This is a genomic window from Nocardia sp. NPDC004573 (assembly GCF_053602135.1).
In genome coordinates this window covers 1-23885 of record NZ_JBSGDA010000014.1, presented here as the reverse complement: position 1 = coordinate 23885, position 23885 = coordinate 1, and the positions used below count along the sequence as shown (strand labels likewise).

19 protein-coding genes are annotated in these 23885 nt (G+C 68.9%); 3 read left to right on the top strand and 16 right to left on the bottom strand.

Features of this window, described 5'->3' with window-relative positions:
- Positions 1–31: 31 nt before the first annotated feature.
- The 4 genes from ACWEKR_RS21595 to ACWEKR_RS21580 all read right to left on the bottom strand — a co-directional run bounded on the left by ACWEKR_RS21595 (position 32) and on the right by ACWEKR_RS21580 (position 5634).
- Entirely contained in the window at positions 32–1237 is a 1206-nt protein-coding gene (locus tag ACWEKR_RS21595; RefSeq protein WP_195088685.1) for a DNA polymerase III subunit delta', read from the bottom strand.
- Between the two features lie 426 nt (positions 1238–1663).
- Positions 1664–2170: a mycothiol transferase gene (locus tag ACWEKR_RS21590; protein ID WP_452355996.1), complete on the bottom strand. Its 507-nt coding sequence runs from the start codon at positions 2168–2170 to the stop codon at positions 1664–1666.
- A gap of 36 nt (positions 2171–2206) precedes the next feature.
- The gene (gene topA / locus ACWEKR_RS21585; RefSeq protein WP_452356116.1) at positions 2207–5053 is read right to left on the bottom strand and encodes a type I DNA topoisomerase; all 2847 of its coding nucleotides are present in this window, start codon (positions 5051–5053) and stop codon (positions 2207–2209) included.
- Between the two features lie 374 nt (positions 5054–5427).
- Positions 5428–5634 carry a cold-shock protein gene (locus ACWEKR_RS21580; RefSeq protein WP_011206895.1) on the bottom strand — a complete coding sequence of 69 codons (207 nt, stop codon included), beginning with the start codon at positions 5632–5634 and terminating at the stop codon, positions 5428–5430.
- A 436-nt stretch (positions 5635–6070) separates the two neighbouring features.
- On the opposite strand from ACWEKR_RS21580, the gene ACWEKR_RS21575 reads away from it, so the two are divergent.
- Positions 6071–8476: a DEAD/DEAH box helicase gene (locus tag ACWEKR_RS21575; RefSeq protein ID WP_452355995.1), complete on the top strand. Its 2406-nt coding sequence runs from the start codon at positions 6071–6073 to the stop codon at positions 8474–8476.
- 268 nt (positions 8477–8744) lie between these two features.
- Here the strand turns inward: ACWEKR_RS21575 and ACWEKR_RS21570 are convergent, their stop codons facing one another.
- From ACWEKR_RS21570 to ssd, 7 genes are all read right to left on the bottom strand, one after another.
- Positions 8745–9074, bottom strand: coding sequence for an Rv3654c family TadE-like protein (locus ACWEKR_RS21570; protein ID WP_452355994.1), 330 nt, complete (start codon positions 9072–9074; stop codon positions 8745–8747).
- Positions 9075–9970: 896 nt separating this feature from the next.
- Positions 9971–10285, bottom strand: a complete 315-nt coding sequence (locus tag ACWEKR_RS21565) for a TadE family type IV pilus minor pilin (protein ID WP_452355993.1) — start codon at positions 10283–10285, stop codon at positions 9971–9973.
- Between the two features lie 59 nt (positions 10286–10344).
- Positions 10345–10530, bottom strand: a complete 186-nt coding sequence (locus tag ACWEKR_RS21560) for a DUF4244 domain-containing protein (RefSeq protein ID WP_228830191.1) — start codon at positions 10528–10530, stop codon at positions 10345–10347.
- Between the two features lie 876 nt (positions 10531–11406).
- Positions 11407–12033 (bottom strand): type II secretion system F family protein, encoded by a 627-nt coding sequence (locus ACWEKR_RS21555; protein ID WP_452355992.1) that lies wholly within the window; start codon positions 12031–12033, stop codon positions 11407–11409.
- Between the two features lie 246 nt (positions 12034–12279).
- Positions 12280–13074, bottom strand: coding sequence for a type II secretion system F family protein (locus tag ACWEKR_RS21550; protein WP_452355991.1), 795 nt, complete (start codon positions 13072–13074; stop codon positions 12280–12282).
- Positions 13071–14255 carry a TadA family conjugal transfer-associated ATPase gene (locus ACWEKR_RS21545; RefSeq protein ID WP_452355990.1) on the bottom strand — a complete coding sequence of 395 codons (1185 nt, stop codon included), beginning with the start codon at positions 14253–14255 and terminating at the stop codon, positions 13071–13073. Before ACWEKR_RS21545 ends, ACWEKR_RS21550 begins: the two co-directional genes overlap by 4 nt.
- A 10-nt stretch (positions 14256–14265) precedes the next feature.
- A complete protein-coding gene (gene ssd, locus ACWEKR_RS21540) occupies positions 14266–15375 on the bottom strand; it encodes a septum site-determining protein Ssd (protein ID WP_452355989.1) in 1110 nt (369 codons plus the stop codon).
- A gap of 512 nt (positions 15376–15887) precedes the next feature.
- On the opposite strand from ssd, the gene ACWEKR_RS21535 reads away from it, so the two are divergent.
- The gene (locus ACWEKR_RS21535; protein WP_452355988.1) at positions 15888–16697 is read left to right on the top strand and encodes an HAD family hydrolase; all 810 of its coding nucleotides are present in this window, start codon (positions 15888–15890) and stop codon (positions 16695–16697) included.
- A 488-nt stretch (positions 16698–17185) separates the two neighbouring features.
- On the opposite strand, the gene ACWEKR_RS21530 is transcribed toward ACWEKR_RS21535, so the two are convergent.
- Genes ACWEKR_RS21530 through ACWEKR_RS21510 form a run of 5 tightly spaced genes read right to left on the bottom strand, consistent with a single transcriptional unit; the run spans position 17186 to position 23173 of the window.
- Positions 17186–17932, bottom strand: a complete 747-nt coding sequence (locus tag ACWEKR_RS21530) for a Fic family protein (protein ID WP_195088713.1) — start codon at positions 17930–17932, stop codon at positions 17186–17188.
- Between the two features lie 39 nt (positions 17933–17971).
- A complete protein-coding gene (locus tag ACWEKR_RS21525) occupies positions 17972–19663 on the bottom strand; it encodes a dipeptide ABC transporter ATP-binding protein (protein ID WP_452355987.1) in 1692 nt (563 codons plus the stop codon).
- Positions 19660–20613, bottom strand: a complete 954-nt coding sequence (locus ACWEKR_RS21520; RefSeq protein WP_452355986.1) for an ABC transporter permease — start codon at positions 20611–20613, stop codon at positions 19660–19662. Before ACWEKR_RS21520 ends, ACWEKR_RS21525 begins: the two co-directional genes overlap by 4 nt.
- Positions 20606–21532: an ABC transporter permease gene (locus ACWEKR_RS21515; protein ID WP_452355985.1), complete on the bottom strand. Its 927-nt coding sequence runs from the start codon at positions 21530–21532 to the stop codon at positions 20606–20608. Before ACWEKR_RS21515 ends, ACWEKR_RS21520 begins: the two co-directional genes overlap by 8 nt.
- A 51-nt stretch (positions 21533–21583) precedes the next feature.
- Positions 21584–23173 (bottom strand): peptide ABC transporter substrate-binding protein, encoded by a 1590-nt coding sequence (locus ACWEKR_RS21510; protein ID WP_452356115.1) that lies wholly within the window; start codon positions 23171–23173, stop codon positions 21584–21586.
- 403 nt (positions 23174–23576) lie between these two features.
- Between ACWEKR_RS21510 and ACWEKR_RS21505 the strand changes: the two genes are divergently transcribed.
- Positions 23577–23885, top strand: a 309-nt coding sequence (locus tag ACWEKR_RS21505; RefSeq protein ID WP_452355984.1) for an acetyl-coenzyme A synthetase N-terminal domain-containing protein, incomplete at its 3' end; no start/stop codon positions are given.

Genomic DNA, 23885 nt, shown 5'->3' with positions numbered 1-23885 from the left:
GCGGCCCGATCGCGAAAACGGGAGGTCACGGTCACTGTGCGCGGGCCGCGATCAGGGCGGCGGCCATGGCGGCGAGGGCGAAACGGGGTTTGACGTTCAGGTCGAGCGCCGTGCGGCAGGCGAGAACGGCTTCGATGGACTGCAGCAGGCCCTCGGGTCGCATGCGGTCGGCCAAGTCGTGAATCTCGTCGGAGAGGTCGGGGTGGGTGAGGGCGACGCCGGAGCCCAGCCGAGTGGCGCCGAAGCGGACGGCCAGTGCGTCCCGGTAGACGCCGGCCACGTCGATCAGGGCGCGGTCGAGGGCGTCGCGGCCGGTGCGGGTCGCGCGGGACTTCTGGCGCCGCTCCAGATCCTTCAGTACGCCGGCGGAGCCGCGGGTCGCGCTCGCCGCGCCCTTGCCGGTGCCGCCCGCACCCAGCGCGGTCGCGAGTTCCTCGCGCTCGCGTTCGTCGCGGGCCGCGCTCATCTGTTTGGCCTCGTCGTCGGCCGCACGGACCAGCTCGTCGGCGGCGGCGTAGGCCGCGCCGGGTTTCCCGACCGCGGTGACCAAGGCCAGCGCGCGCTGACGGCGGGCGCGCGCCTCCGCGTCGGTGGCGAGCCTGCGCGCGCGGCCGACATGGCCGCCGCTGATGGAGGCGGCCCAGCTCGCGGTCTTCTCGTCGAGGTCGTCGCGCTCGCGCAGCACCCGCGCGATGGCGGGCACCGACGGCGTCACCAGGTGCACGTGCCTGCAGCGGGAGCGCAACGTGATCGAGATGTCCTCGGGGTCGACCGAGGGCGCGCAGAGCAGGAACACCGTCCGGTCCGGCGGCTCCTCGACGACCTTGAGCAGCACGTTGCCTGCCGCCTCGGTCAACCGGTCGGCGTCCTCGATGACCACCACCTGCCAGCGGCCGGTGCTCGGCCTGCGCGAGGCCACCTGCACGATCTCGCGCATCTCCTTGGTACTGATGCTCAGCCCCTCGGGCACCACGCGGCGAACGTCGCCGTGTGTGCCCGCCATGGTCGTGGTGCAGGCGTGACACCTGCCGCACCCGGGCGTCCCCGAGTCGGTGCACTGCAACGCCGCCGCGAAACACAGCGCCGCGACGGATCTGCCCGACCCCGGCGGGCCGGTGAACAACCAGGAGTGCGTCATCGCGCCCTCGACCGCTCCCCCGCGCGCCGCGACGGCGGCAGCCGTCAGCTCGGACTCGACCGCCTCCTGGCCGACCAACCGATCGAAGACTCCCGCCACGGCGTACACCCTATCGGCCCCTCCCGACAGTTCCGGGTCCGCGGCGGACGGCCCTCCGCTAGAACAGCGACGTGCGCACTCCCCGCACCCCGGGTCCGGCTCCCGACAGCCTGCGGGGCGACGGATCCTGGCCCCTGCCACGAGATGTGCGCGAATCACCAGCGGGCAGCCGACCTCGACTTTCCGGCCCGAAGAACCCGTTGCATGGCGAGCCATCCGTACGCGGATCGCGTCTGTCCCCGCCCACCGTTCGGTGAACTACTCGGATCGGCCCGCAGCGAAACCGGCCGCGCGAGCAGGCCGGACATGGAGCGCCCGCCCAGGGGGCCTTTGCGGGTCTCATTCACTGGACAACGCCTTCGTCACCGCGCCGCCGTGATCTGCCGGCCGTTCCGGCGAACCGGACAGCCCCTCGACAACCCTGAGCTAAGACGCGCGCTGGTGCGTGCTGTTCGCCCCGTCCAGCGCCTCGCGGATGATGTCGGCGTGCCCGGAGTGATGCGCGATCTCCCGCAGGATGTGCAGCACCGTGTAGCGGACCGACTGCCAGATCCGCTCCGGGACCCACGGCGAGGTCGGAGTCGGTATCGAGACGTCGAGATCGTCCACCGTGCGGATCAGCTCCGCTGTCGCCGCGGCCACCTCGTCCCAGTCGGCCAACAAGCCCGCCACGGTCTCGTCGGCCGCCATGACGTACTCGCCGCCGAACTTCGAGACGTCCAGTTCCGCGTTCTCGTCCCGCCGCACGATCACCGTCGTCCAGTGCCGTTCGCAGCTGACCAGGTGGTGCAGCAGCCCGCCGAGGGTCAGCTCACTCACAGTGGTCCGCCGCCGCGCCTGTTCGTCATCGATGCCGCGCAGCGTGATACGGAACAGCGCACGCTGGTCGGCGAGCATCGCGATCAGATCCTCGCGCTCTTGTTCGGTAGCCATGCCGCTCAGGCTACGGCTGTCGCCACGAGCGAGAACTCACGACTTTCCGACGCCGGTCTTCTTCGCCGCCGTCTTCTGCGCCGCGGTCTTCTTGGCGACCGTCTTCGTAGTGGTCGCCTTCTTGGTCGCGGTCTTCTTGGCCGCCGTCTTCTTCGCGGGCGCCTTCTTCGCCGCGGCTTTCTTCGCGGTCTTCTTCACCGGTCCCCGCGCCCGCCGGTCGGCGAGCAACTCCATGGCCCGCTCCGGGGTGATCGATTCGATCTCGTCGCCCTTGCGCAGCGTCGCGTTGGTCTCGCCGTCGGTGACGTACGGGCCGAAGCGGCCGTCCTTGATCACCATCGGCTTGCCGGAGGCCGAGTCGTTGCCGAGTTCCCGCAGCGGGGCGGCGCTGGAAGCCTGCCGCCCACGGCGCTTGGGCTCGGCGTAGATCTTCAGCGCCTCCTCCAACGTGACGGTGAAGATCTGGTCCTCGGTGTTGAGCGAACGCGAGTCGGTGCCCTTCTTCAGGTACGGCCCGTAGCGTCCGTTCTGGGCGGTGATCTCCTCGCCGCTGTCCGGGTCCGTGCCCACCACGCGCGGCAACGACAGCAGCTTCAGCGCGTCGTCGAGCGTGATCGTGGCCAGGTCCATGGACTTGAACAGCGAACCGGTGCGCGGCTTGGGCGCAGCGGCCTTCTTCGCGGTCTTCTTGGCCGGTTCCTGCCCTTCCTCGGCCTGCGGTTCGGGCAGGATCTCGGTGACGTACGGACCGAAACGGCCTTCCTTGGCAACGATTTCGTGCCCCGTCCCGGGATCCACACCGAGCGAACGGCCCTCCTGCGGGGTCGCGAACAGCTTCTCGGCGACCTCGGGAGTCAGTTCGTCCGGTGGCAGATCGTCCGGGAGATTGGCCCGCTGGGATACCGAATTGCCTTCGGGGTCATCGGGATCGGCGACCATCCGCTCCAGGTACGGCCCGTACTTGCCCACCCGGACCACGACGTCGCGCCCGGCGGCATCGTTGAACAGCTTGATGGAGTTGATCTCGCGCGCGTCGATGTCGTCGAGTCGCTCCCCCACCATCTTCTTCAAACCGCCGGAGCGCGCGACCGACCCTTCCACGCCGTGATCGCCGCCGAAGTAGAAGCTGGACAACCAGTTTCCCCGCTGCTCGCGTCCACCGGCGATGGCGTCGAGGTCGTCCTCCATGGCAGCGGTGAAGTCGAAATCGACCAGTCGGCCGAAATGCTCCTCCAGCAGACCGATCACGGCGAACGCCACCCACGACGGCACCAGCGCGCTGCCGCGTTTGTAGACGTAACCGCGGTCGAGGATCGTCTTGATGATCGACGAATACGTCGACGGACGGCCGATGCCGAGCTCTTCGAGCGTCTTGATCAGCGACGCTTCGGTGTAACGCGCCGGCGGATTCGTGCTGTGCCCATCGGGATTCAACTCGACCGCGGTGACAGCCTGGCCTTCCTCCAATGCGGGGAGCCTGGACTCGGCGTCGTCGGACTGCCCGCCGGCCTCCTCGTCGACGCTCTCCACATAGGCCTTCAAGAAGCCGGGGAACGTGATGGTGCGGCCGGAAGCGGAGAACACGCACTCCTCACCGGTGCCCGCGACGCCCGTGATGCGCAACGTCAGCGTGGTGCCCCTGGCATCGGCCATCTGGGAGGCGACGGTGCGTTGCCAGATGAGTTCGTAGAGACGGAACTCGTCGTTGTCCAACCGCGCGTGCAGTTCGCCGGGCGTGGCGAACGTGTCGCCCGCCGGACGGATCGCCTCGTGCGCCTCCTGCGCGTTCTTCACCTTGCGGTTGTATTGCCGCGCGGTCGGGTGCACGAACTGCGACCCGTAGAGCTGGGTCGCCTGCGCGCGCGCCGCAGCGATGGCCGACTCCGACAACGTCGTCGAGTCGGTGCGCATATAGGTGATGTAGCCGTTCTCGTACAGTCGCTGCGCGACCCGCATGGTCCGCTCGGAGGTGAAACGGAGTTTGCGCCCCGCCTCCTGCTGCAGCGTCGAGGTCATGAACGGCGGATAGGGCTTACGGGTGTACGGCTTGGCCTCTGCCGAGGAGACCATCAGGTCGGCGCCGTCCAGCGCCTCGGCCAGCCGCCGCGCGTGGCCTTCGTCCAGCACGACAACGCCGTTGGCAACCTTGAGCTGCCCGTCCGATCCGAAGTCGCGCCCCGTGGCGACCCGCGCGCCGTCGACGTTGACCAAACGCGCGCCGAAGGTCCTCGGGTTGGTCGCGTCGCTCTCCTCGCCATTGCCCGCGTCGAGCTTCGCGGCGATGTCCCAGTACTCGGCCGAACGGAACGACATCCGGTCACGCTCGCGCTGCACGATCACCCGGGTGGCCACCGACTGCACGCGGCCCGCCGACAGCCGCGGCATGACCTTCTTCCACAGGACGGGGCTGACCTCGTAGCCGTAGAGCCGGTCCAGGATGCGGCGGGTCTCCTGGGCGTCGACCAGATCGTTGTCGAGGTCACGGGTGTCCGCGGCGGCGGCCTGGATCGCGGGTTCGGTGATCTCGTGGAACACCATCCGCCGGACCGGCACCTTGGGTTTGAGCGTTTCCAGCAGGTGCCAGGCGATCGCCTCGCCCTCGCGGTCGGGGTCGGTGGCCAGGTAGAGCTCGTCCGCGTCCTTCAGCAGGCTCTTGAGCTCGGTGACCTTGGCCTTCTTGTCCGGGCTCACGACATAGATGGGTTCGAAGTCGTTGTCGACGTCCACGCCGAGCCGCGCCCAGGACTGGCCCTTGTACTTGGCCGGGACGTCGGCCGCTCCGCGCGGCAGATCCCGGATATGACCGACCGACGCCTCGACCGTGTAGTTGCGACCCAGGTACGGCGCGATCTTGCGGGCCTTGGTCGGGGACTCGACGATCACGAGACGACGCAGGGGACGGCCCTGGTCGGCTGCACCGCGGTCTCGTGTTGCCACCGGCGAATACACCTTTCCTGATCGACCCGCGCTGCGTATTTCCGCTGTGCGCGGCTTGGGGTGAGCGGCTGCGACGGCTGAATGTCGCACCAGACACGTTTATACCGTGACGCCGCGGGTGGTCGAGTGCTTGCGACTCGAACCACCGAGCGTACGCCCGTCAGTTCGAATCAGTATGCCTTGTCGTTTCGCCACACCTGCGCCGCGGCATGCTTCGGCGGTCCGCACCGCCGGCTCACACGGGCCGTGACTACCCCAGATATAGCTCGTCCCTCACCCCGTTGCCGGTGGTGAGGGACGAGCTGTGGATCTTGCGCCGCTCAGCTGAGCGCACGCACTCCGGTGGCCTGCGGGCCCTTGGTGCCCTGGCCGACCTCGAACTCGACCTTCTGGTTCTCCTCGAGGGTGCGGAAACCCGAACCCTGGATCTCGGAGTAGTGGACGAAGACGTCAGCGGAGCCGTCCTCCGGCGCGATGAAGCCGAACCCCTTCTCCGCGTTGAACCACTTCACAGTTCCCTGTGCCATTCTGTTCCTTCTCTTTTCTTACCGGAACGGCGGACAACTGGGTTCGTCCACCGGGTCCGTTCCGACCGCTGTACTGTTGGTTCCCCCTGCAGGAAAGCACCAAGCACACCGTTCGCAACATCGATCCTGCTGACGGTTTGGACTTTGGATCCGTCCCTCGAACACAGAAGCTTGCGACCAGGAACCAGTGAACCATGTCTCCGGGCAATTCAACAGTCGAGTTACCGACAATTTGCAAAAAAGTTGATCTTGCGAATGCGCAGGTGAGGGACACAATGGCGGAATCCGGACTCGGGGTTCGTTTGCTTGGTGATAACCGAGTGGACGTTCAGCAAAGAAGCTGTGACCCAGGTCGCTATTTGGTATCGAAATGGCAGGTAGAGGTTCCGGGACACACACGTTTCACACTTCCCGAGCGTGTTGCGGGGTTCCAGCGGTGAATCCACCCGACTCAGCGCTGCGCGGACGGCCGCGAACCGAGCTCAGCTATGGGACATCGTTGCTGAATCGTGTCCTGACCGGGGCGCCGGACAACGACCCCAGGCTGACCCAAGTGGTCGAACTCCCAGCACGAGCCGCCGACCACTCCGCCTGGCCTGCCTGGGCATCGCCGGAAGTGGTTGCCACGTTGCGGGAGACGGGCATCGAGGCGCCGTGGAGCCATCAAGTGGAGACGGCGGATCGGGCGTTCCAGGGACAGCACGTGGTGGTGAGTACCGGTACCGCGTCCGGCAAATCCCTTGGTTACCAGCTTCCGGTACTCACCGCACTGCAAGCAGATCCGAAGGCGACCGCGCTGTATCTGTCCCCGACGAAAGCGCTCGGCGCTGATCAGCTGCGTGCCATCGGCGCCATCACCCATGAAGGGCCGTTGCGGGATATCCATCCGGCCACCTATGACGGCGATACGCCGGCCGAGATCCGGCAGTGGGTGCGCGCCAACGCACGCTGGATCTTCACCAATCCGGACATGCTCCACCTGGGCATCCTGCGATCACATCAGCGCTGGGCGCGCGTACTGCGCAGGCTGCGCTACGTTGTGGTCGACGAATGCCACGCCTATCGCGGCGTTTTCGGGTCGCACGTCGCGCTGGTGCTGCGCAGGCTGCGACGCATCGCCGCACGATACGGCGCCGATCCCGTGTTCGTGCTGTGCTCGGCGACCTCAGCCGAACCGGCGACCGCCGCGTCGCGCCTGGTCGGCGCATCCTGCACCGCGGTCACCCGGGACGGATCGCCGCAGGGGCCACGGACCGTCGCCTTCTGGGAACCGCCGTTGCTCACCGCGATGACCGGCGAGAACGGCGCACCGGTGCGCAGACCCGCCACCGCGGAGTCGGCGCGGATCATGGCGGACCTGGTGGCCGAAGGTGCGCGGACCTTGACCTTCGTGCGTTCCCGGCGGGCCGCGGAGGTGACCGCGATGGAGACCAAAAGGTTGTTGTTCGAGGTCGATCCGGATCTCGCCGCGCGCGTGGCGTCCTATCGAGCGGGATATCTCGCGGAGGATCGACGCGATCTGGAAGCGGCTCTGTCGGACGGATCGCTGCTGGGTGCGGCGACGACCAGCGCGTTGGAGCTCGGGGTCGACATCGCGGGCCTGGATGCCGTGGTCGTCTCGGGTTTTCCCGGAACGGTGGCGTCGTTCTGGCAGCAGGCAGGACGGGCGGGACGACGCACGCAGGGTTCCCTGGTGCTGCTCGTGGCGCGGGACGATCCGTTGGACACCTACCTGGTCCACCACCCCGAAGCACTGCTGGAGAAACCGGTCGAGGCGTCGATCACCGATCCGCGCAATCCCTATGTGCTGGGTCCGCAACTGCTGTGCGCCGCGCTGGAACTGCCGCTCACCGACGGCGAAGTAGAGGAGTTCGGCGCTCGCACGGTACTGGGCGAGCTGGCCGAGAAGGGCTTGATCAGGCGGCGCGGCACCGGGGAACGCGCACGCTGGTACGTGACCGCGGAGACGCAGCCGCACGACGGGGTGGACGTCCGGGGCGGAATCGGCGCTCCGGTGGCCATCGTGGACGGGGAAACCGGCAGGCTGCTGGGCACCGCCGACGCGGGACGGGCCCGGGCGACGCTGCACCCGGGCGCCGTTCACCTGCACCAGGGCGAGACCTATGTGGTCGACGAGCTGGATATGGAGGACGGTGTGGCCTTCGTGCACGCCGCCGAGCCAGGGTGGACCACCAGCGCGCGTCAGGTGACCTCGATCGCCGTCGACGCGGTGACCGAATACCGCGCGCACGGTCACGTGACGGCCGGGTTGGCCCAGGTGCGGGTCACCAGCCAGGTGATCGGCTACCTGCGCACGCTGATCACCGGGGAAGTGCTCGACCTGGTCGAACTCGACCTGCCGCCGCAGACGTTGCCCACCAAGGCCGTCATGTACACCGTGACGCCGGAGTTGCTGGGGCTGGCGGGTATCGAGCCGCAGGACGTACCCGGAGCGCTGCACGCGGCCGAGCACGCCGCGATCGGACTGTTGCCCCTGGTGGCGACCTGTGACCGGTGGGACATCGGCGGCGTCTCCACCGCGGAACATCCGGACACCGGGCTGCCCACCGTCTTCGTCTACGACGGCCAAGCCGGTGGGGCCGGGTTCGCCGAACGCGGGTTCGCGCTACTGCGACAGTGGCTTTCGGCGACCCTGTCGGCCATCGAGTCGTGCGGTTGCGCGGCCGGCTGCCCGTCCTGCGTCCAATCCCCCAAGTGCGGCAACGGGAACCACCCGTTGGACAAGGCAGCAGCGGCGCGCCTGCTCACCGCCGTGCTGGCCGAGCTGCCCCCTGAGCAGAACGCGCCGCCGATTCGTGACGACGCAGAGCCGGACATGTGACCAATTGTCGACCTTGCCAGCGCACATGCTGGACAAGCCGTGAGATCTCCCAGTGGAATGGCTCCGCTTCACCCCGCCGGAATAAAAAGGATTGGATTCATGTTAACTAGACTATTGCCACCCCCTCCATTGCGGACATGCGCATTCATCGGTTTTTGATATCCCGGTCCGTGCACGGAATTCTGCGAGCCCGCTTTTTAACCAGCCAGTAGAATTGCCGATTTCCGCTAGCAGAAGCGACGTAAGCGCGATCGTGTATCGAACTCCGTCACTCTTCCACCGGTCCGGCACGCGCGCTCGCCCGAACGACGCGATCCCCATACAGACCTATTGGTACATTCCTTTCCACGGTGACCGTGGCGTCCCACTCCGCGGCCTCGCAGACGCGGATTCGCGTCCCCATCCGCCGCGCCACCCCGTCCGCCTCCGCGCACGCGGCGTCGACGCCCTCGACCAGTGCACCCGCCGCGGCCAGCGCTGCCATATCGGCGGCCGCCTGCGTCCGATGCCGTGCGACCACCACGACGCCCACCTGCGCGATCAGGAGCGTCACACCGATCAGCGCGACCAGCGCCAGACACACGAAGATGGTGGCCACCCCCTCGTCCCCGGATACACGGAGCCCGTACGCGAGGCGCATGCGCCACCCGGCCCGGTCGCTGCGGCCACCGACCTCGACCGACTCACCGCGACCGCGCGCATCCACGTCACACGCTGACGTATACCGCGCATCGGCGCCGGTCATCGACCGCACCGGTACCGACGGCTGCCGACAAGGACAACCATCCACTCGGCACAACCGCCGGCCTCGCCACCGTCCGCGCGTCGGCACCCAGTCACCACGACCCGCTTGGCCACCGACCACGCCGGTACTGCCAGCGCGGGTTACCGACAACAACCCCCACTCAGCACCGCCCATCCGACCGGTCAAGCGCCAACCCGGCCATCGTCCACCCGTCGTCACCGAGCCCTCGGCCAGTGATCGCACCTGTACTGACGGCGCGAGCTGCCGACCACGACGACCCCACTCACTGCAACCGCTCCGACCACTCACGCGCCCACCCCGCCATGATCCGCGCTTCGGCACCCGCACACCGACCCCCTCGACCACCGACAGCACCGGTACCAACAGCGCGGGATGCCGACCACGACGACCCCACTCACTGCAACCGCTCCGACCACTCACGCGCCCACCCCGCCATGATCCGCGCATCGGCGCTCGGTGACCGCGACGTCGGCTTCCGAGCGCATCGTCACTGCCAGCTGTCAAAAAGGACGGATCAGCGCCCGAGCACGTTCCGACGGCATCGGTGACGACAACCTGGTCGACAGCCGACAGGATGGCAGTCGGTAGGGCCGACCGCGTGACGTCCTTTCCATGATCGGGCCCTTCGCTCGAGCCTCCCGGGCGACCGGTCGGCACCGTACCCGCGGCCAGAGCGCCGTGGGCGGTGCGCGTCGGTCTTCGCGCGAGGCCGACCGCGGCCGCGGCCTTCATTCGGCAGCCCCCGGTTCGAGGGTCGCGACCGCTTCGGCACGAAGGGTGAGCAGGGGTAGCAGGGGGGTTCGCGCGGAAACCACAGCTACGGCACGAGTGCCCTCGATGCGGAGCACGATGTCGGCCGAGGGGGGCGCGATGCGCGCGGCCGCCGGGCGGGCGTTCGCCTCATCGCCCCGTGCGACGAGGCGGGCGGCCTCGCGGGCGGCGTCGACACAGCGGACCTGGGCCGACGCCGCCAGCAAAGCCCCGAGACAGAGCACCACGGTGGCGACGACCGCGACGAGGGCGAGCGCCGCCTCGATCGTCACCGCTCCCCGATCACAACCCGGCCCCGGCGCGCGACGGCACGGCCGTACCGCGTCAACGGCTACACCGAGGTGTTCAACGCCCGATCGATGATCTTCGTCAACGCGTTCACGATGCTGTCGCCTGTCACCACGCCATAGAGCACCGCGCCGAACGCTGCCGCCGCGATCGTGCCGATCGCGTACTCGGCCGTGCTCATGCCGTCCTCCGCGACCGCCGCCCGTAGCACTCGCGCACGCAAGGCCATATATACAGCCTTCATCCGCCGGCCCACGGACCTCGCTACCCCCTGGATACGCACCCGATTCCTCCTTTCCAGCCCGTGCGGCCGCTCCGCACGAGCACGCTTCTCCCGATGAACAATGCGTCGCGACCGCACACCGCTGCCCCGAACCCCGCTGCCCACCGCCAACCCCTAGGTCCAGAACTGGCAAGCGCATGCCCCGCGACACACCCGACGACAGAACCCCGCCCCGCTCCCTGACCGTCGATGAGTCCACGCACCACGCGACCGCACACAGCCCTCCGGAAACCGGCACATTCGGCGAACACTCACGCTGCGACGACCCTGACGACAGCACCTCTCCCTCCCGCAGACCCGCCGAGGAGCCAACGCGCCAAGCGACCACTCCGCGCCCACGGGGAACCCACGCACCCGCATCCGGCCAGTCCGCGCCTTGCGGGTCAACCGACGGCTTCTTGCCCAACCGCTCAATCGCCGACGACCCAACGCGCCGAGGGACCACACCGCGACCGCCGATAAGCGGCACGTCCACGTCCGGCGAGTACGCGCCCGGTGGTGCCCCCGACGACAGAATCTCGCCCGCCCGCGGAACCGGCGTGGAACCGATGTGCCGGGCGGCCGCACCGCTCGCGTTGTACGTGCCAGCGGGCTGCCGCGGAAGCGAACATCTGTCGCGACGCGGCGCCGGGGCGGTTTTCACCAGTTGCGGCTCACCGGAGATCAGCGGGGTGGCGCCGCGTCGGATGTTCCCCGATCCAGCGGGAGGGACAGCCGCCGGAGCTGGCCGTCCAGCCGTGCCCGAACGAAGCTGGGCGGATGTTCCGCGCGAACGTGGCATGGCCGGCCTCGTACGAGCTTCGGGCGTGGGTGGGTGTGCGGTTACAGCAGGCCGCCCTCCAGCACGCGGCCGGCCAAGCCGATGACCACCGGCACTATGCCCAAGCAGACGAAGGCCGGTAGGAAGCACAGACCCAAGGGGCCGCCGATCAGGACGCCCGCCCGCTCCGCCTTCGCGGCTGCCACGTCTTCGACCGCGGACCGGCGCTGCTCGGCCAGTTCCGACACCGCGGCCGCCAGTGACGACCCGGATCGGGCCGAACGCCACGCCATCCGCGCCAGCGACTCGACCTCCTCGGCTCCGGAACGCCCGTTGGCATCTCGAGCCACCTGAGTCCAGGCCGTGGACGCGTCCGCTCCCAGTGTGAGCAAGTCCGCCGCCCGTCGCAGTGCGTCGCCGAGCCCTTCCGGTGCTTCCGGCGCCACGGCCCGGGCGGCCCCTGCCATGGGCAGCCCGGCGCGCAGGCAGGCCGCCAGCAGGTCGAGGACGGAGGCGACAGCCAGCGGATCCGTCCCGTGGTTCGCTCGGTGTGATGGCTCGGCCGGTGCGTTCGACCTTCGGCCGAGGGCATGCAGCCGCCGGTTCACAGCCACCCGTCCCGGCGGAAGTACGAGCGCGGCCGCCACCAGCAGCAATGGCAGTGCCGCTCCCGGGGTGCATCCCATCATCGACCTTCCTCCCCGAATGTATTGCGCGGGAACCACTTGCAGAAGCCGCCGTCGGGCGGCGCGGCGGCACACCCTGCGTCACCGAGGCGCAGGCATCGCAGGTACGGCCTCCTGCGAGCGAGCCGACGAGGTCGGCCGACACCGCCGAAACGGGCAGGTGTGCGAACCTTCGCTGTTTACCGACCGGAGCCGGGCTCGCAGGCGGCAGTTGCTTCGACCGCCCACGCCCGACCGAGGAAAGTGACCTCATAGCAGCACCTTTCGCGTGATCACATCGGTCCACAGCAAGCCGGCGCAGGCCAAACCTGCGCCGAGTGGGAGCAGCACGGTCCCCGCCGACGAGACGAACAGAACGTGCAGCGGCGCGGCGCCCATCATTTGGCCGAGTGCGATCCCGAGAAACGGAAGACAGGCCAGAACCGCCGCGGTGGCGCGCGCCCCGGCCAGCGCGGCGGTCGTGCGGCCGTGGAATCGGAGGCGCCCGGCAAGATCCGTCCGGACCGCCGACAGCAATTCGGCCAGTGCCAGGCCGTGCTGCTCGGCCACCTGCCACGCGCCCGCGACCCGGGCGAGTTCCGCCGAGATCGGGGAATCCGGCCGGCGCAGACCCGCCGCCGCCGATCCACCGAGGCGGCTGCGGGCGGCACCGACGGCGAACGCCTGTGCCGAAGCGCCCTGCGCCTCACGCGCGGCGGACTCGGCGGCGGCACTCGGGTGCGCTCCCACCCGCAGTTCGGCGATCACCGCCTCCAACGCATCGAGCAGGCGCCCCTGCTCGAGGTTCCTGCGGCGCTCCCGCGCCACCCGGCGAGCCCGCAGCCCTACCGTTCCGGCGATCATGCAGGCAGCGAGAAAAGGACCCGGCCCGAAGACCACGAGCGCGAAGACCATGCCGATGCCCGCACCGAGGCCGAACACCAGCTCCGGCTCGGGCATTCGATACGCGGCCCTGGCGATGAACAGCTGTCCGAACCGGCGGCGTGATCGCGGCGCGGGCACCACGACCATCGCCAGCGCGAGACACAACACCGCGCCGCTCATCGGTCGAGCCGCTCGGTGAGCAGGCCGGCCAGGTCTGCGGCGGCGGGGGCCGCGCCGGTGTGGCGCCAGGCCGGCGTGATCCGCACACAGCCGTCGCCCGAGCGGTCCACGAGACCGATTTCGCGCAGGCCGCGCGAGCCGTCCGCCCGGCGGTGCACATGCAGGACGACCTGCACCGCGGCGGCGAGTTGACTGTGTAAGGCGGCTCGCGCCATTCCACCCAGGGCGGCGAGGGCTTCCAGCCGGGCCGGGACTTCCTGCGGCGAGTTGGCGTGCACGGTGCCGGCCCCGCCGTCGTGACCGGTGTTCAACGCGGTCAGCAGGTCGACCACCTCCGCCCCCCTGACCTCGCCGACCACGATCCGGTCCGGACGCATGCGCAGCGCTTGGCGGACCAGGTCGCGCACGGTGACCTCGCCGACGCCCTCCACGTTCGCGGTCCTGGCGACCAGCCGGACCACATGCGGATGCGGTGGCGCGAGCTCAGCCGCATCCTCGACGCAGACGATCCGCTCCGCCGGGTCCACCGTGGCGAGCAGGCTGGACAACAGCGTCGTCTTCCCGGCTCCCGTGCCGCCGACCACGAGGAAGGCCAGCCTCGCCCGGACGATGCGCTCCAGCAGGAGCTTCGCGTCGGCGGGCATCGATCCCGCCGCGGCGAGTGCGTCGAGCCCCTGGGTGGCCGGACGGAGTACGCGTAGGGACAGACAGGTGCCGCCGTGCGCGACCGGGGCGAGGACCGCATGCAGCCGGACACCGAACGAATCACCCAGTGCCGTACCAGTTCCGGATAGACGGCCGTCCACCCATGGTTGTGCGTCGTCGAGTCGTCGCCCCGCCGAAAGTGCCAAGCGCTGCGCCAACCGCCGGACCGCGGCCTCGTCGGCGAAGGTGATCGAGGTCCGTTCCAGGCCGTGCCCGCGATCGATCCACACCGCGTCCGGACCCGTCACCAAGACGTCCGCGACGTGCGGGTCGTGCAGCAGCGGTTCGAGTACGCCCGCGCCGGTCAGCTCGGTCTGCAACAGCCGCAGGGCACGCAGCAAGTCGGTGTCCCCGAGGACCCCGCCGGCCTCCGCGCGGATCGCGGCAGCGACCTGCGCCGGATCCGGATCACCGGTCTCGCCGGCCAGGCGCTCCCGCACCCGATCCAGCAGCTCGCTGGTCAGTATCGCGCTCATCGTCCCCTCCTCACCGTCGTTGCCCGGGTGGCGCGCTGAGCACACCGAGAACGGCGTCCGCGGCATCGCGCAGCGGCCCGCGACGACGCACCGAAAGCCCTCCGCGCTCCAGCCGGTGCGCCAGCCCGGACTGGGCGCGGACGGCGGCCACCAGCGGGATATCGAGTACTTCGGCGACCTCGGATCCGTGCAGTCCGCCGGGCGCCGGGCCACGAACGATGAGGCCCTGGTTCGGGTTTCGCCGCGCGATGTGCGCGGACACCGCTTCGGCGGCGGCGATCGCCCGCAGCCGCGCCGGAACGACCAGCACGACGAGGTCCGCGGAGTCGAGCATCTGGTCGGCATGCGGCCCCCGCTCACCGGAAATGTCGCAAACTACGAAATCGCCTGCGGCCCGGCCCGCTTCGATCACGGCGCGGACTCCGGCCGCGCCGAGTTCGCGTGGCAATCTTCCCGCACCGCAACGCCCGCAGGACAGCACCGCAAGCCCGGGCGCCGCGCGGGGCAGCGCGCCGTGCAGGGCGGTGGCGGAGACACGCCCGTCCTCGACGACCAGCTCGGGCCAGCGCAGGCCCGCCGTGTTCTCGATACCGAGCAGCAGGTCGAGGCCGCCCGCGAAGGGTGCGCCGTCGACCAGCAAGGTGTCGTGGCGGAACCCTTCCGCGGCGGCGCGCAGCGCGACCGCGACGGCGAGGGTGGACGCCCCCGCCCCGCCGCTCGCGCCCGCGACGGCGACCACCACACCGTCGCCCGCACGCCGCTCGCCGTACTCAGCAAACATCTCGATAAGCCCCACCGCCGCGCCAGGCAGAGCGATAGCCCGTTCCGCGCCGACCGCGGCGGCGGACTGCCAGTCGAGCAAACCTGGCTCACCATCGGTTACCACCACCACGCCGGTCCGGCGCAGGTAGCCCGCGGCGGCCGCCGCTCGCGCCGCGACAGTGTCCAGGATCACCAGCGGAGCGCCCGTCCACGCATGCCGGCCGACGGGTTGCGCTCGCTCGTCGAGCGGCCGTTCCGCTGCCGCCGCGATACGGCGGACTTCGTCGCGCAGGCGGTCGTCATCGATGAGCACGAGGGCGGGCGGCAGCCCGGGCGGCTCCGATGCTTCGAGGTTCATGCAGGTCAGCGTCGCCGAACGCGGGCTGGGAAAGAAGGGGCGATATGCCGGATGGGGATAACTCCGGGGCTGTGGACAACCCTCCAGGGCCGGCGTCCTACCGCACTGTCCCGGAAATAGAGGACGGCCCCAGCCGGGGGGGGAGGAGGCTGGGGCCGTCGGGTTCAGCCCCGGGGGGTCGGGCTGAACGCGCCTGGACCATGTCCAGGTGCCAGCAATACTACACCCAAGCCCCGCCCAGAACGCAAGTCTGCTGACGGACATCTTTGCGGCCGTCGTGGCGTCGGCGTCTACGGGGCAAACTTCACGGACGCGCCGGTCGCAGCCACGCCGCCGCTCGGGACACACGTGCCGACGGGAGGCGGGCGCAGTCCATCCGCCGCCCACCTGCGGCCGATCGAAGGCAACGAGACCACACGACAGGCGCGGCGGGGCGCATCCGTCCGCCCGCCGAGAGTCGCGCCGGGCTGCCGGGACGATGCGGAGGCGGCGCCCCCGCCTATCCTGGTCGGGTGGACCACTCAGCCACCACCGGTGCACGCGTCGCGGCCTTCTTCGATCTGGACAAGACCGTGATCGCGAAGTCGAGCACGTACGTGTTCAGCAAGCCCTTCTACGCGCAAGGGCTGTTGAACCGCCGCGCCGTCCTGGAGAGCAGTTACGCCCATTTCCTGTTCCTGCTGTCCGGCGCCGACCACGATCAGATGGAACGGATGCGCGCCCACCTGACCAGCATGTGCGCGGGCTGGGACGTCGAACAGGTGAAATCCATTGTCGCCGAGACCTTGCACGAGCTGGTCGATCCGCTGATCTACGCGGAGGCGGCCGACTTGATCGCCGACCACCGGATCCGGGGCCACGACGTCGTGATCGTCTCGGCCTCCGGCGAGGAGATCGTGGCCCCGATCGCCGAAGCACTCGGCGCCTCGCACACCGCCTCCACCCGGATGGTCGTGGCGGACGGAAGATACACCGGCGAGGTGGAGTTCTACTGCTACGGCGAGGGCAAGGTCGCGGCCGTGGAAAAGCTCGCCGCGAGCGAGGGTTACGACCTGTCGCGCTGCTACGCCTACTCCGACTCGATCACCGACCTGCCGCTGCTCGGCGCGGTGGGACACCCCACCGCGGTGAATCCGGATCGCAATCTGCGCCGCGAGGCCGCCGCGCGCGGATGGCCCATCCTGACCTTCTCCAACCCGGTTTCGCTGTGGGCGCGCTTCCAGACGCCGTCCTCGACGACCCTCGCGGCCACGGCCGCGGTCGGCTTGGGCGCGGTACTGGCCGGTGCGATCAGCTACCGGATGCTGCGCCGCAAGCGTTGAGATCCGGACGGCCGCAACTCCTCGGCATGGCCGGTCGCCAGATGCTTGCGGGGCACTTCGCCGACTGGGCAGACAGAGCAGCGGACCAGGCATTTAACCACGAAACGCCGGGAAAAACGCCGATTATTCAATGTCTTGTGACCCCTTGCTGTGAGTGCAGTCACAGTGTAAAAAGGTAACTACGGAAGGACGGAAGGCCAAGGCAGCACCGGAAGAGAAGGCGTTGTCTCCCGACCCTCCTTCCCAGCACGGACACCAGGCACCCACGCGGAGCGCGCCGCGACAAGGGCAGAAGCGTTGTGGGCCTGCGAAATACGGGTAGTCGACGGCGAAGGCCTCGCACAGGTTGCGGGGATGAACCGGCCGATATCCGGATTATCGCCGAGGCCGCAGAACACAACCCACCTAGCACGCTTGGTAACCGGGTAGTCCGTGCTAGCGGGCGGTGAGGTCGACAGACAACGCCGCCCGCTTTGGTGTGTCGGGGGTTATCCTGCCGCCGAGTCGGCGATCGATGTGGCCTCGCGGGCGCCGTCCTCGAAAGCCCCGCAGCAGAAGATCACCCAACCGCCCACGGCCTCCGCATCACCGGTGCCGAAACCGGCGGCCGCGTCCAGGTACGCCTGGCGCCTGCGCAACAAGAACACCTCCGGCACGCCGAGGCTGTGTGGGTCCAGCCCACTGGACACCGCGACCAGCCGGGAAGCCGCCCGCGCGACCACGCCGTCGGCCGTTCCGAACGGTCGCAGCGCCAGTAGCTCACCGTGTACTACGGCGGCGAGCACCGGGGCGGGCGCGCGCGAGCCGAGCACCGTCTGCGCGAGCAGATCCAGCCGCTGCGCCACGCCCCCGTCGAAACGCGGCCTGCCGAGCGATTCCTCCTGCGGCACCAGATCGGCCGCGGCGAGCAGATGCAGCCGTGCCAATGCCTGCAGCGGAGCGCGCTGCCAGGTGCCGACCAGGTTCCGCAGCGCGTCGCCGTCCAATGCCTGACCGACGCGCAGCGCCCCGGCCAGGATCGGGTCCGCCACGCGCCCGTCGGCGGGGATGTCGGTGCTGCCACCGTCGATGGCCGCCGACGACCGGGCCGCGCGAACCGCGGCTTCCGCCGCCGTGGTCGGCCACCCGCGCCGGTTGGCTTTGTGCCGATGCACCGCGGCGAGCGCGTCGCGGGCGCGGTCGGCCGCGTCCCGGACACCGGGAAGATCGACGAGGGGCTGGAGCGGATCGGTCACGGCATACGAGGCTACTTGCGCCCGCGTGGGCCGATCCGCCTACCCGGCCAGCAGGTCGCGTCCCGGAATCGCGTCGAGCAGCTTGCGCGTGTACTCCTGCCGGGGACGGTCGAACACCTCGTCGGTCGTCGCCGCTTCGACCACCTTGCCGCGCTGCATGACGAGCACGTCGTCGGCGATCTGCCGGACGACGGCCAGATCGTGGGTGATGAACAGATACGCCAGCCCCAGCTCGGCTTGCAGGTCGTTGAGCAGCCGGAGGATCTGCGCTTGCACCAGCACGTCGAGCGCGGACACCGCTTCGTCGCACACCACCACCTCCGGCCGCAGCGCGAGCGCACGCGCGACCGCCACGCGCTGCCGCTGTCCCCCGGACAGCTCGTTGGGGTAGCGCCGCAGCACGCCGGCCGGCAGCGCGACCTTGTCGAGCAGTTCCCGCACGGTGGCCTCTCGTTCCCCGGGAGTACCGATGCGATGGGTGCGCAACGGTTCCTCGATGGTGCGGTAGATCGTGTACATGGGGTCGAGCGAGCCGTAGGGGTCCTGGAAGATCGGCTGCACCCGGCGCCGGAAAGCGAAGGCGCTCTTGCGCTCCAGGGTGGTCACGTCCTTGCCGTCGAAGGTGACTGTGCCGGAGCTCGGCGCGAGCAGCCCGAGCACCATCTGCGCCACCGTCGTCTTACCCGAGCCGGATTCGCCGACGATCGCCGTGGTCGACCCGCGCCGCAGCCGGAACGACACATCGTCCACCGCGACGAACTCGGCCGACTTCCATGGCGCCCGTTCACGGATGCGGAATGCCTTCGTCAGGCGCTCGGCGACCAGCACCTCGTCCGGAGCCGCCGTGAGTTCCGTGTCGGCCGCCGCCACCTCTTCGGCCACCTGCACGGCCTGCGCGCGGATCTCCGCCCGGCGCGCCGACCGCCGCCGCGCGGCCAGCGACGGCGCCGAGCCCACCAACCGCTTCGTATACAGGTGCTGGGGATCCCGCAATATCTGTAAGGCGGGCCCTGATTCGACGACGCGACCGCGATACATCACCACCAGGTGTTCGGCACGCTCGGCGGCCAAGCCGAGGTCGTGGGTGATCAGCAGCACCGCGGTGCCGAGTTCGGCGGTCAGCCGTTCGAGATGGTCGAGGATCTGCCGCTGCACCGTCACGTCGAGCGCCGAGGTCGGCTCGTCGGCGATGAGCAGCTTCGGCCGGCAGGACAAGCCGATCGCGATCAGCGCGCGCTGGCGCATGCCGCCGGAGAACTCGTGCGGATACTGGTTCACCCGGCGTTCGGCGTCGGGCATGCCCGCTTCCTCGAGCAGTTCCACGGCCCGTCTCGCGGCGGCCGAGCCCTTCGCGATACCGTTGGCCTCCAACGTCTCCCGGATCTGAAAGCCGATCTTCCACACCGGATTCAGGTTGGACATCGGGTCTTGCGGGACCAAGCCGATGCCGCTGCCGCGGACCGCGACGATCTCGCGTTTCGAGGCGGTCGTGAGCTCCCTGCCGTCGAACCTGATGGAGCCGGAGGTGATTCGGCCCGTGCCCGGCAGCAAGTCGATGACGGCGTGCGCGGTGGTCGACTTTCCTGATCCGGATTCGCCGACGATGGCCACGGTCTGCCCCGGATAGACCGACAGGCTCACGTCCCGGACCGCGGGCACCGGCCTGCCGTCGGCGGTGAATCCGACGTTCAGATCGGTGATCTCCAGCAGCGGCCGGTCGGCGTCGCTCATCGCTTCCTCGCCTTCGGATCGAGGGCGTCCCGCACGGCGTCGCCCAGCATGATGAAGCTCAGTACGGTCAGCGCCAGTGCCGTCGCCGGGTAGAACAGGATGGCCGACGTGCGGATCTCTTTCTGACCGGTGGCGATGTCCGCGCCCCAGGACACCACCGTGCGCGGCAGCCCGACGCCGAGGTAGGACAGCGTCGCCTCGGTCACGATGAAGACGCCCAGCCAGAGCGTGGTCACCACGATCAGCGGGCCCGCCGCGTTGGGCAGCACGTGACGCAAGAGCGTCTGTATCCGGGAAACGCCCAACGCCTTCGCCGCCATGACGTAGTCGCTGTTCTTCGCTTGTATCACGGCGCCGCGGGCGATCCGCGCCGCCTGCGGCCAGGTGAACGCGGCGAGGATGACGATCACGGTCCAGATCGTGCGGGCATCCAGAAGTTGCATGATCACGATGGCGGCCAGCATCAACGGGATCGCGTAGAAGATCTCGGCGACGCGGGAGACGATCGAGTCCAGGGGCCCGCCGTAGAACCCCGCCAGCGCCCCGAGCGTTCCCCCGATCAGCACGAACAGAAGCGTCGCGCCGATCCCGGCGAGGACGGAGGCGCGCGCACCGTAGACGGTCCGCGCGTAGATGTCGCACCCCTGCTTGTCGAAGCCGAACGGGTGGCCCGCGCTGCGCGGATCCATGCTGAAGTCGCCGTTGCAGTACTGGGGATCCTGGTCGGTGAACAGTCCCGGCCAGATGACCACGAGCAGCACGAAGGCGATCAGCGCCACCGCGACGACGAAGATCGGGTTGCGTCGCAGCTGCCGCCACGCGTCGCGCCAGATGCTGGTCGGCGCGCCCGCATCCAGCACGGCGTCGGTCCCCAGCACCTCTACCTCGCCGGGCGGTGCGACGAAGTGCTCCTGGCCGCGGCGGGCGGCGCCCTGGATGGGGTCAGGCATAGCGGATCCTCGGGTCGAGTGCGGCGTAGAGCAGATCGACGATCAGGTTGGTGAGCAGGAAGATGACGATCAGCACCGTGACGAACGAGACCACGGTGGGCGGTTCGCCCCTGATGATGGCCTGATACAGCGTGCCGCCCACGCCGGGAATGTTGAAGATGCCCTCCGTAACGATCGCGCCGCCCATCAGCGCGCCCAGATCGGCGCCGACGAAGGTGACCACCGGGATCATCGAGTTACGCAGGATGTGCACGGTCACCACGCGCGGCCTGCCGAGCCCCTTGGCGGTCGCGGTGCGCACGTAGTCGGCGGACATGTTCTCCGCCACCGAATTACGGGTCAACCGCAGGACGTAGGCGAACGAGAGCGAGCCGAGGACGATCGCGGGCACCAGCAGTTCCCCGACCGTCGCCTTCCCGGAGACGGTCACCGGAGCGATTCCCCACTTCACGCCGAGCAGATACTGCGCGAGGAAGCCCACCACGAAGACCGGGACCGCGATGACGACCAGGCTCACCACCAGCATCGTCGAATCGAACAACCTGCCTTTACGCAGCCCGGCGATCAAACCGAACAGCACGCCGAAGACCGACTCGATCAGCACCGCCATGAACGCCAACTTGATCGTGATCGGGAACGCGCGGGCGAGTTCGTCCCGCACCGGCCTGCCGGAGAAGGCGGTGCCGAAGTCCAGCGTCACGATTCCCTTCAGATACAGCAGGTACTGCACGAGGAACGGCTCATCCAGGTGGTAGCGCGCCCGCAGTTGCGCTTCCACCGCGGGCGTCATCGGTTTGTCACCGGCCAGGGCGTGGATCGGGTCGCCCGGGACGAGGAACACCAGGGCATAGATGAGCAGCGTCGCACCGAGGAACACGGGGATCATCTGAAGCAGACGCCGTACGACATACCAGGCCATTTCGCCTCCTGGGTAGCGCCGCCGAGCACCATCGGGCCCGGCGGCCAGCGGCTACTTCTCGATGTTCTCGAAGTCGAACAGACCGTTCCAGGCGAGTTCGGCCTTGCGGACCCGGTCGGAGCGGCCCGCGGCGGCCACGTAGTCGAACACCGGGATGTCGGCCAGGTCCTTGATCAGCAGCGCCTGCGCCCGCGCGACGGTCTTGTAGGACTCCTCCTGGGTCGGTGCCGCCAAGGCGGCGTCGAGCAGGCGGTCGAATTCAGGGTTCTTGTAGTCGACGTTGTTGGTGTCGGAGTAGCTGTAGTACTGCGAGGTGAGGAACTGCAGCATGGTCGGGTAGTCACCCTGCCAGCCGTAGCGGAACGCCTTGTTGATCGTGCGCGCGTTCACCTCGTCGCGAATGTTCTTGAACGTCGGATACGGCGCGCCGACGGCATCGATGCCGAGGGTGTTCTTGACGCTGTTGGCCACCGCTTCCACCCATGCCTGGTGGCCGCCGTCGGAGTTGTAGGCGATCTCGTAGCGGCCCGACCACGGCGATATCGCGTCGGCCTGCGCCCACACCTTCTTGGCCTCGTCGGGGTTGTACTTCAGCACCTCCGAGCCGGGCAGGTTCGGGTCGAAGCCGGGCAACGTGCTGGCGGTGAAGTCGCGCGCCGGGATCCGCGTGCCGTGGAAGATGTTCTGCGCGATCTGTTCCCGGTTGATCGCCATCGAGATCGCACGGCGGCGCAGCAGCCCTTCCTGACCGGCGAAATGCGCGACATTGGACTGGATGCCGATGTGCTGGTTCTGCGCCGTCGGCTTGGTGATCGCGCGGTCGCCGAGATCCTGCTGATAGGAACTGAGCGCGCTGTCGGGCACGGTGTCGAGCGCGTCCAGATTGCCCGCCTGCAGGTCTGCGTAGGCGGTGTCGAAGGACTGGTACATCACGAACCGCAGTCCTTTGTTCTTGGCCGGGCGGCCACCGGGGTAGTCCGGGTTGGGCGCCAGATCGATCTTGACGTTGTGCTCCCACGCCCCGGTCCGGGCGAACTTGTAGGGGCCGTTGCCGATCGGGTTCTCCCCGAACGCTTTCATGTCCTTGAACGCGGCCTCCGGCAGCGGATAGAACGGCGCGTACCCGAGTTCGGTCTCGAAGTCGATCGAAGGCGCTTTCAATTCGATGGTGAAAGTGCGGTCGTCGAGGACCTTCAGGCCCGACATCGTCTGCGCTGTCGGCTTTTCCGTGGATACCTCGTCGAAACCGACGATGGGACCGAACACATAACTCTGTAACTGCGCGTTGGCGCCGAGCGCGCCGTAGTTCCATGCGTCGACGAACGACTTCGCCGTCACCGGGGTGCCGTCGGTGAACTTCCAACCGGGCTTGATGGTCACCCGGTAGTTCTTCCGATCCGTCGTCTGGATCGATTCCGCCATCTCGTCGTGCGCCCGACCGTCCGAGTCGTAGTACTTCAAGCCCGCGAACAGGCGGTCGACCACGCGCCCGCCCATGTTCTCATTGGTGTTGGTGGGCACCAAAGGGTTCTGCGGTTCGCCGGCGTTGACGGTGACGATGTCGGCATCCGCGCCGTCGCCCGAGGAACATGCGGACAGCCCGAAGCTCGTGGCGAGGACGACCGCCGCGGTCAACGCCATCGCTCTGTGGAATTTCAACGCGTCCTCCCGGTGCGAGAAGGGGGGAGCCGACCGGCACCCGCGCGAGATCCATCAGCGCATGCCGACACGATCCCCCTGTGTGGTTGGCAGAGTAGCCACCGGGGCGGGCACTGTCACCTGATTGATCCGAGTTCGTCGCACTTGTTACCGATCCGGCAACATTGCCGAAACACCCCAAGTTTCGTGCGCAAATGCGCGTCCGGCCGGAACATTGCTTCCGCAACGGCGGGGACCACAGCCCCGCTGCGGGTCGGGCGCCAGGCGGTGCGCCCGCCCACCGAACCCGCTCGGCACACCGCACGCGGCATGGGTCACAGTTGATTACTGTCGAGTTCGGCTGCGTCGAATCGTGCGCTCAGGCTACGTGGAAAGAAGAGACGAGATGACTGAAACCAGCGCCGACCACAGGGACTCGTACCCGCCGACCGCGGAGTTCGCCGCGCAGGCGAACGCCGACGCCACGCTCTATGAGCGGGCGGCGGCCGATCGTGACGCGTTCTGGGCCGAACAGGCCGGGCGGCTGCACTGGCACGAACCGTTCACCCGGGTGCTGGACTGGAGTGCGGCGCCGGTGGCGAAATGGTTCGTCGGCGGCAAACTCAACGTCGCCTACAACTGCCTGGACCGCCACGTCCTGGACGGACACGGCGACCAGGTCGCCATCCACTGGGAAGGCGAACCCGGCGACTCC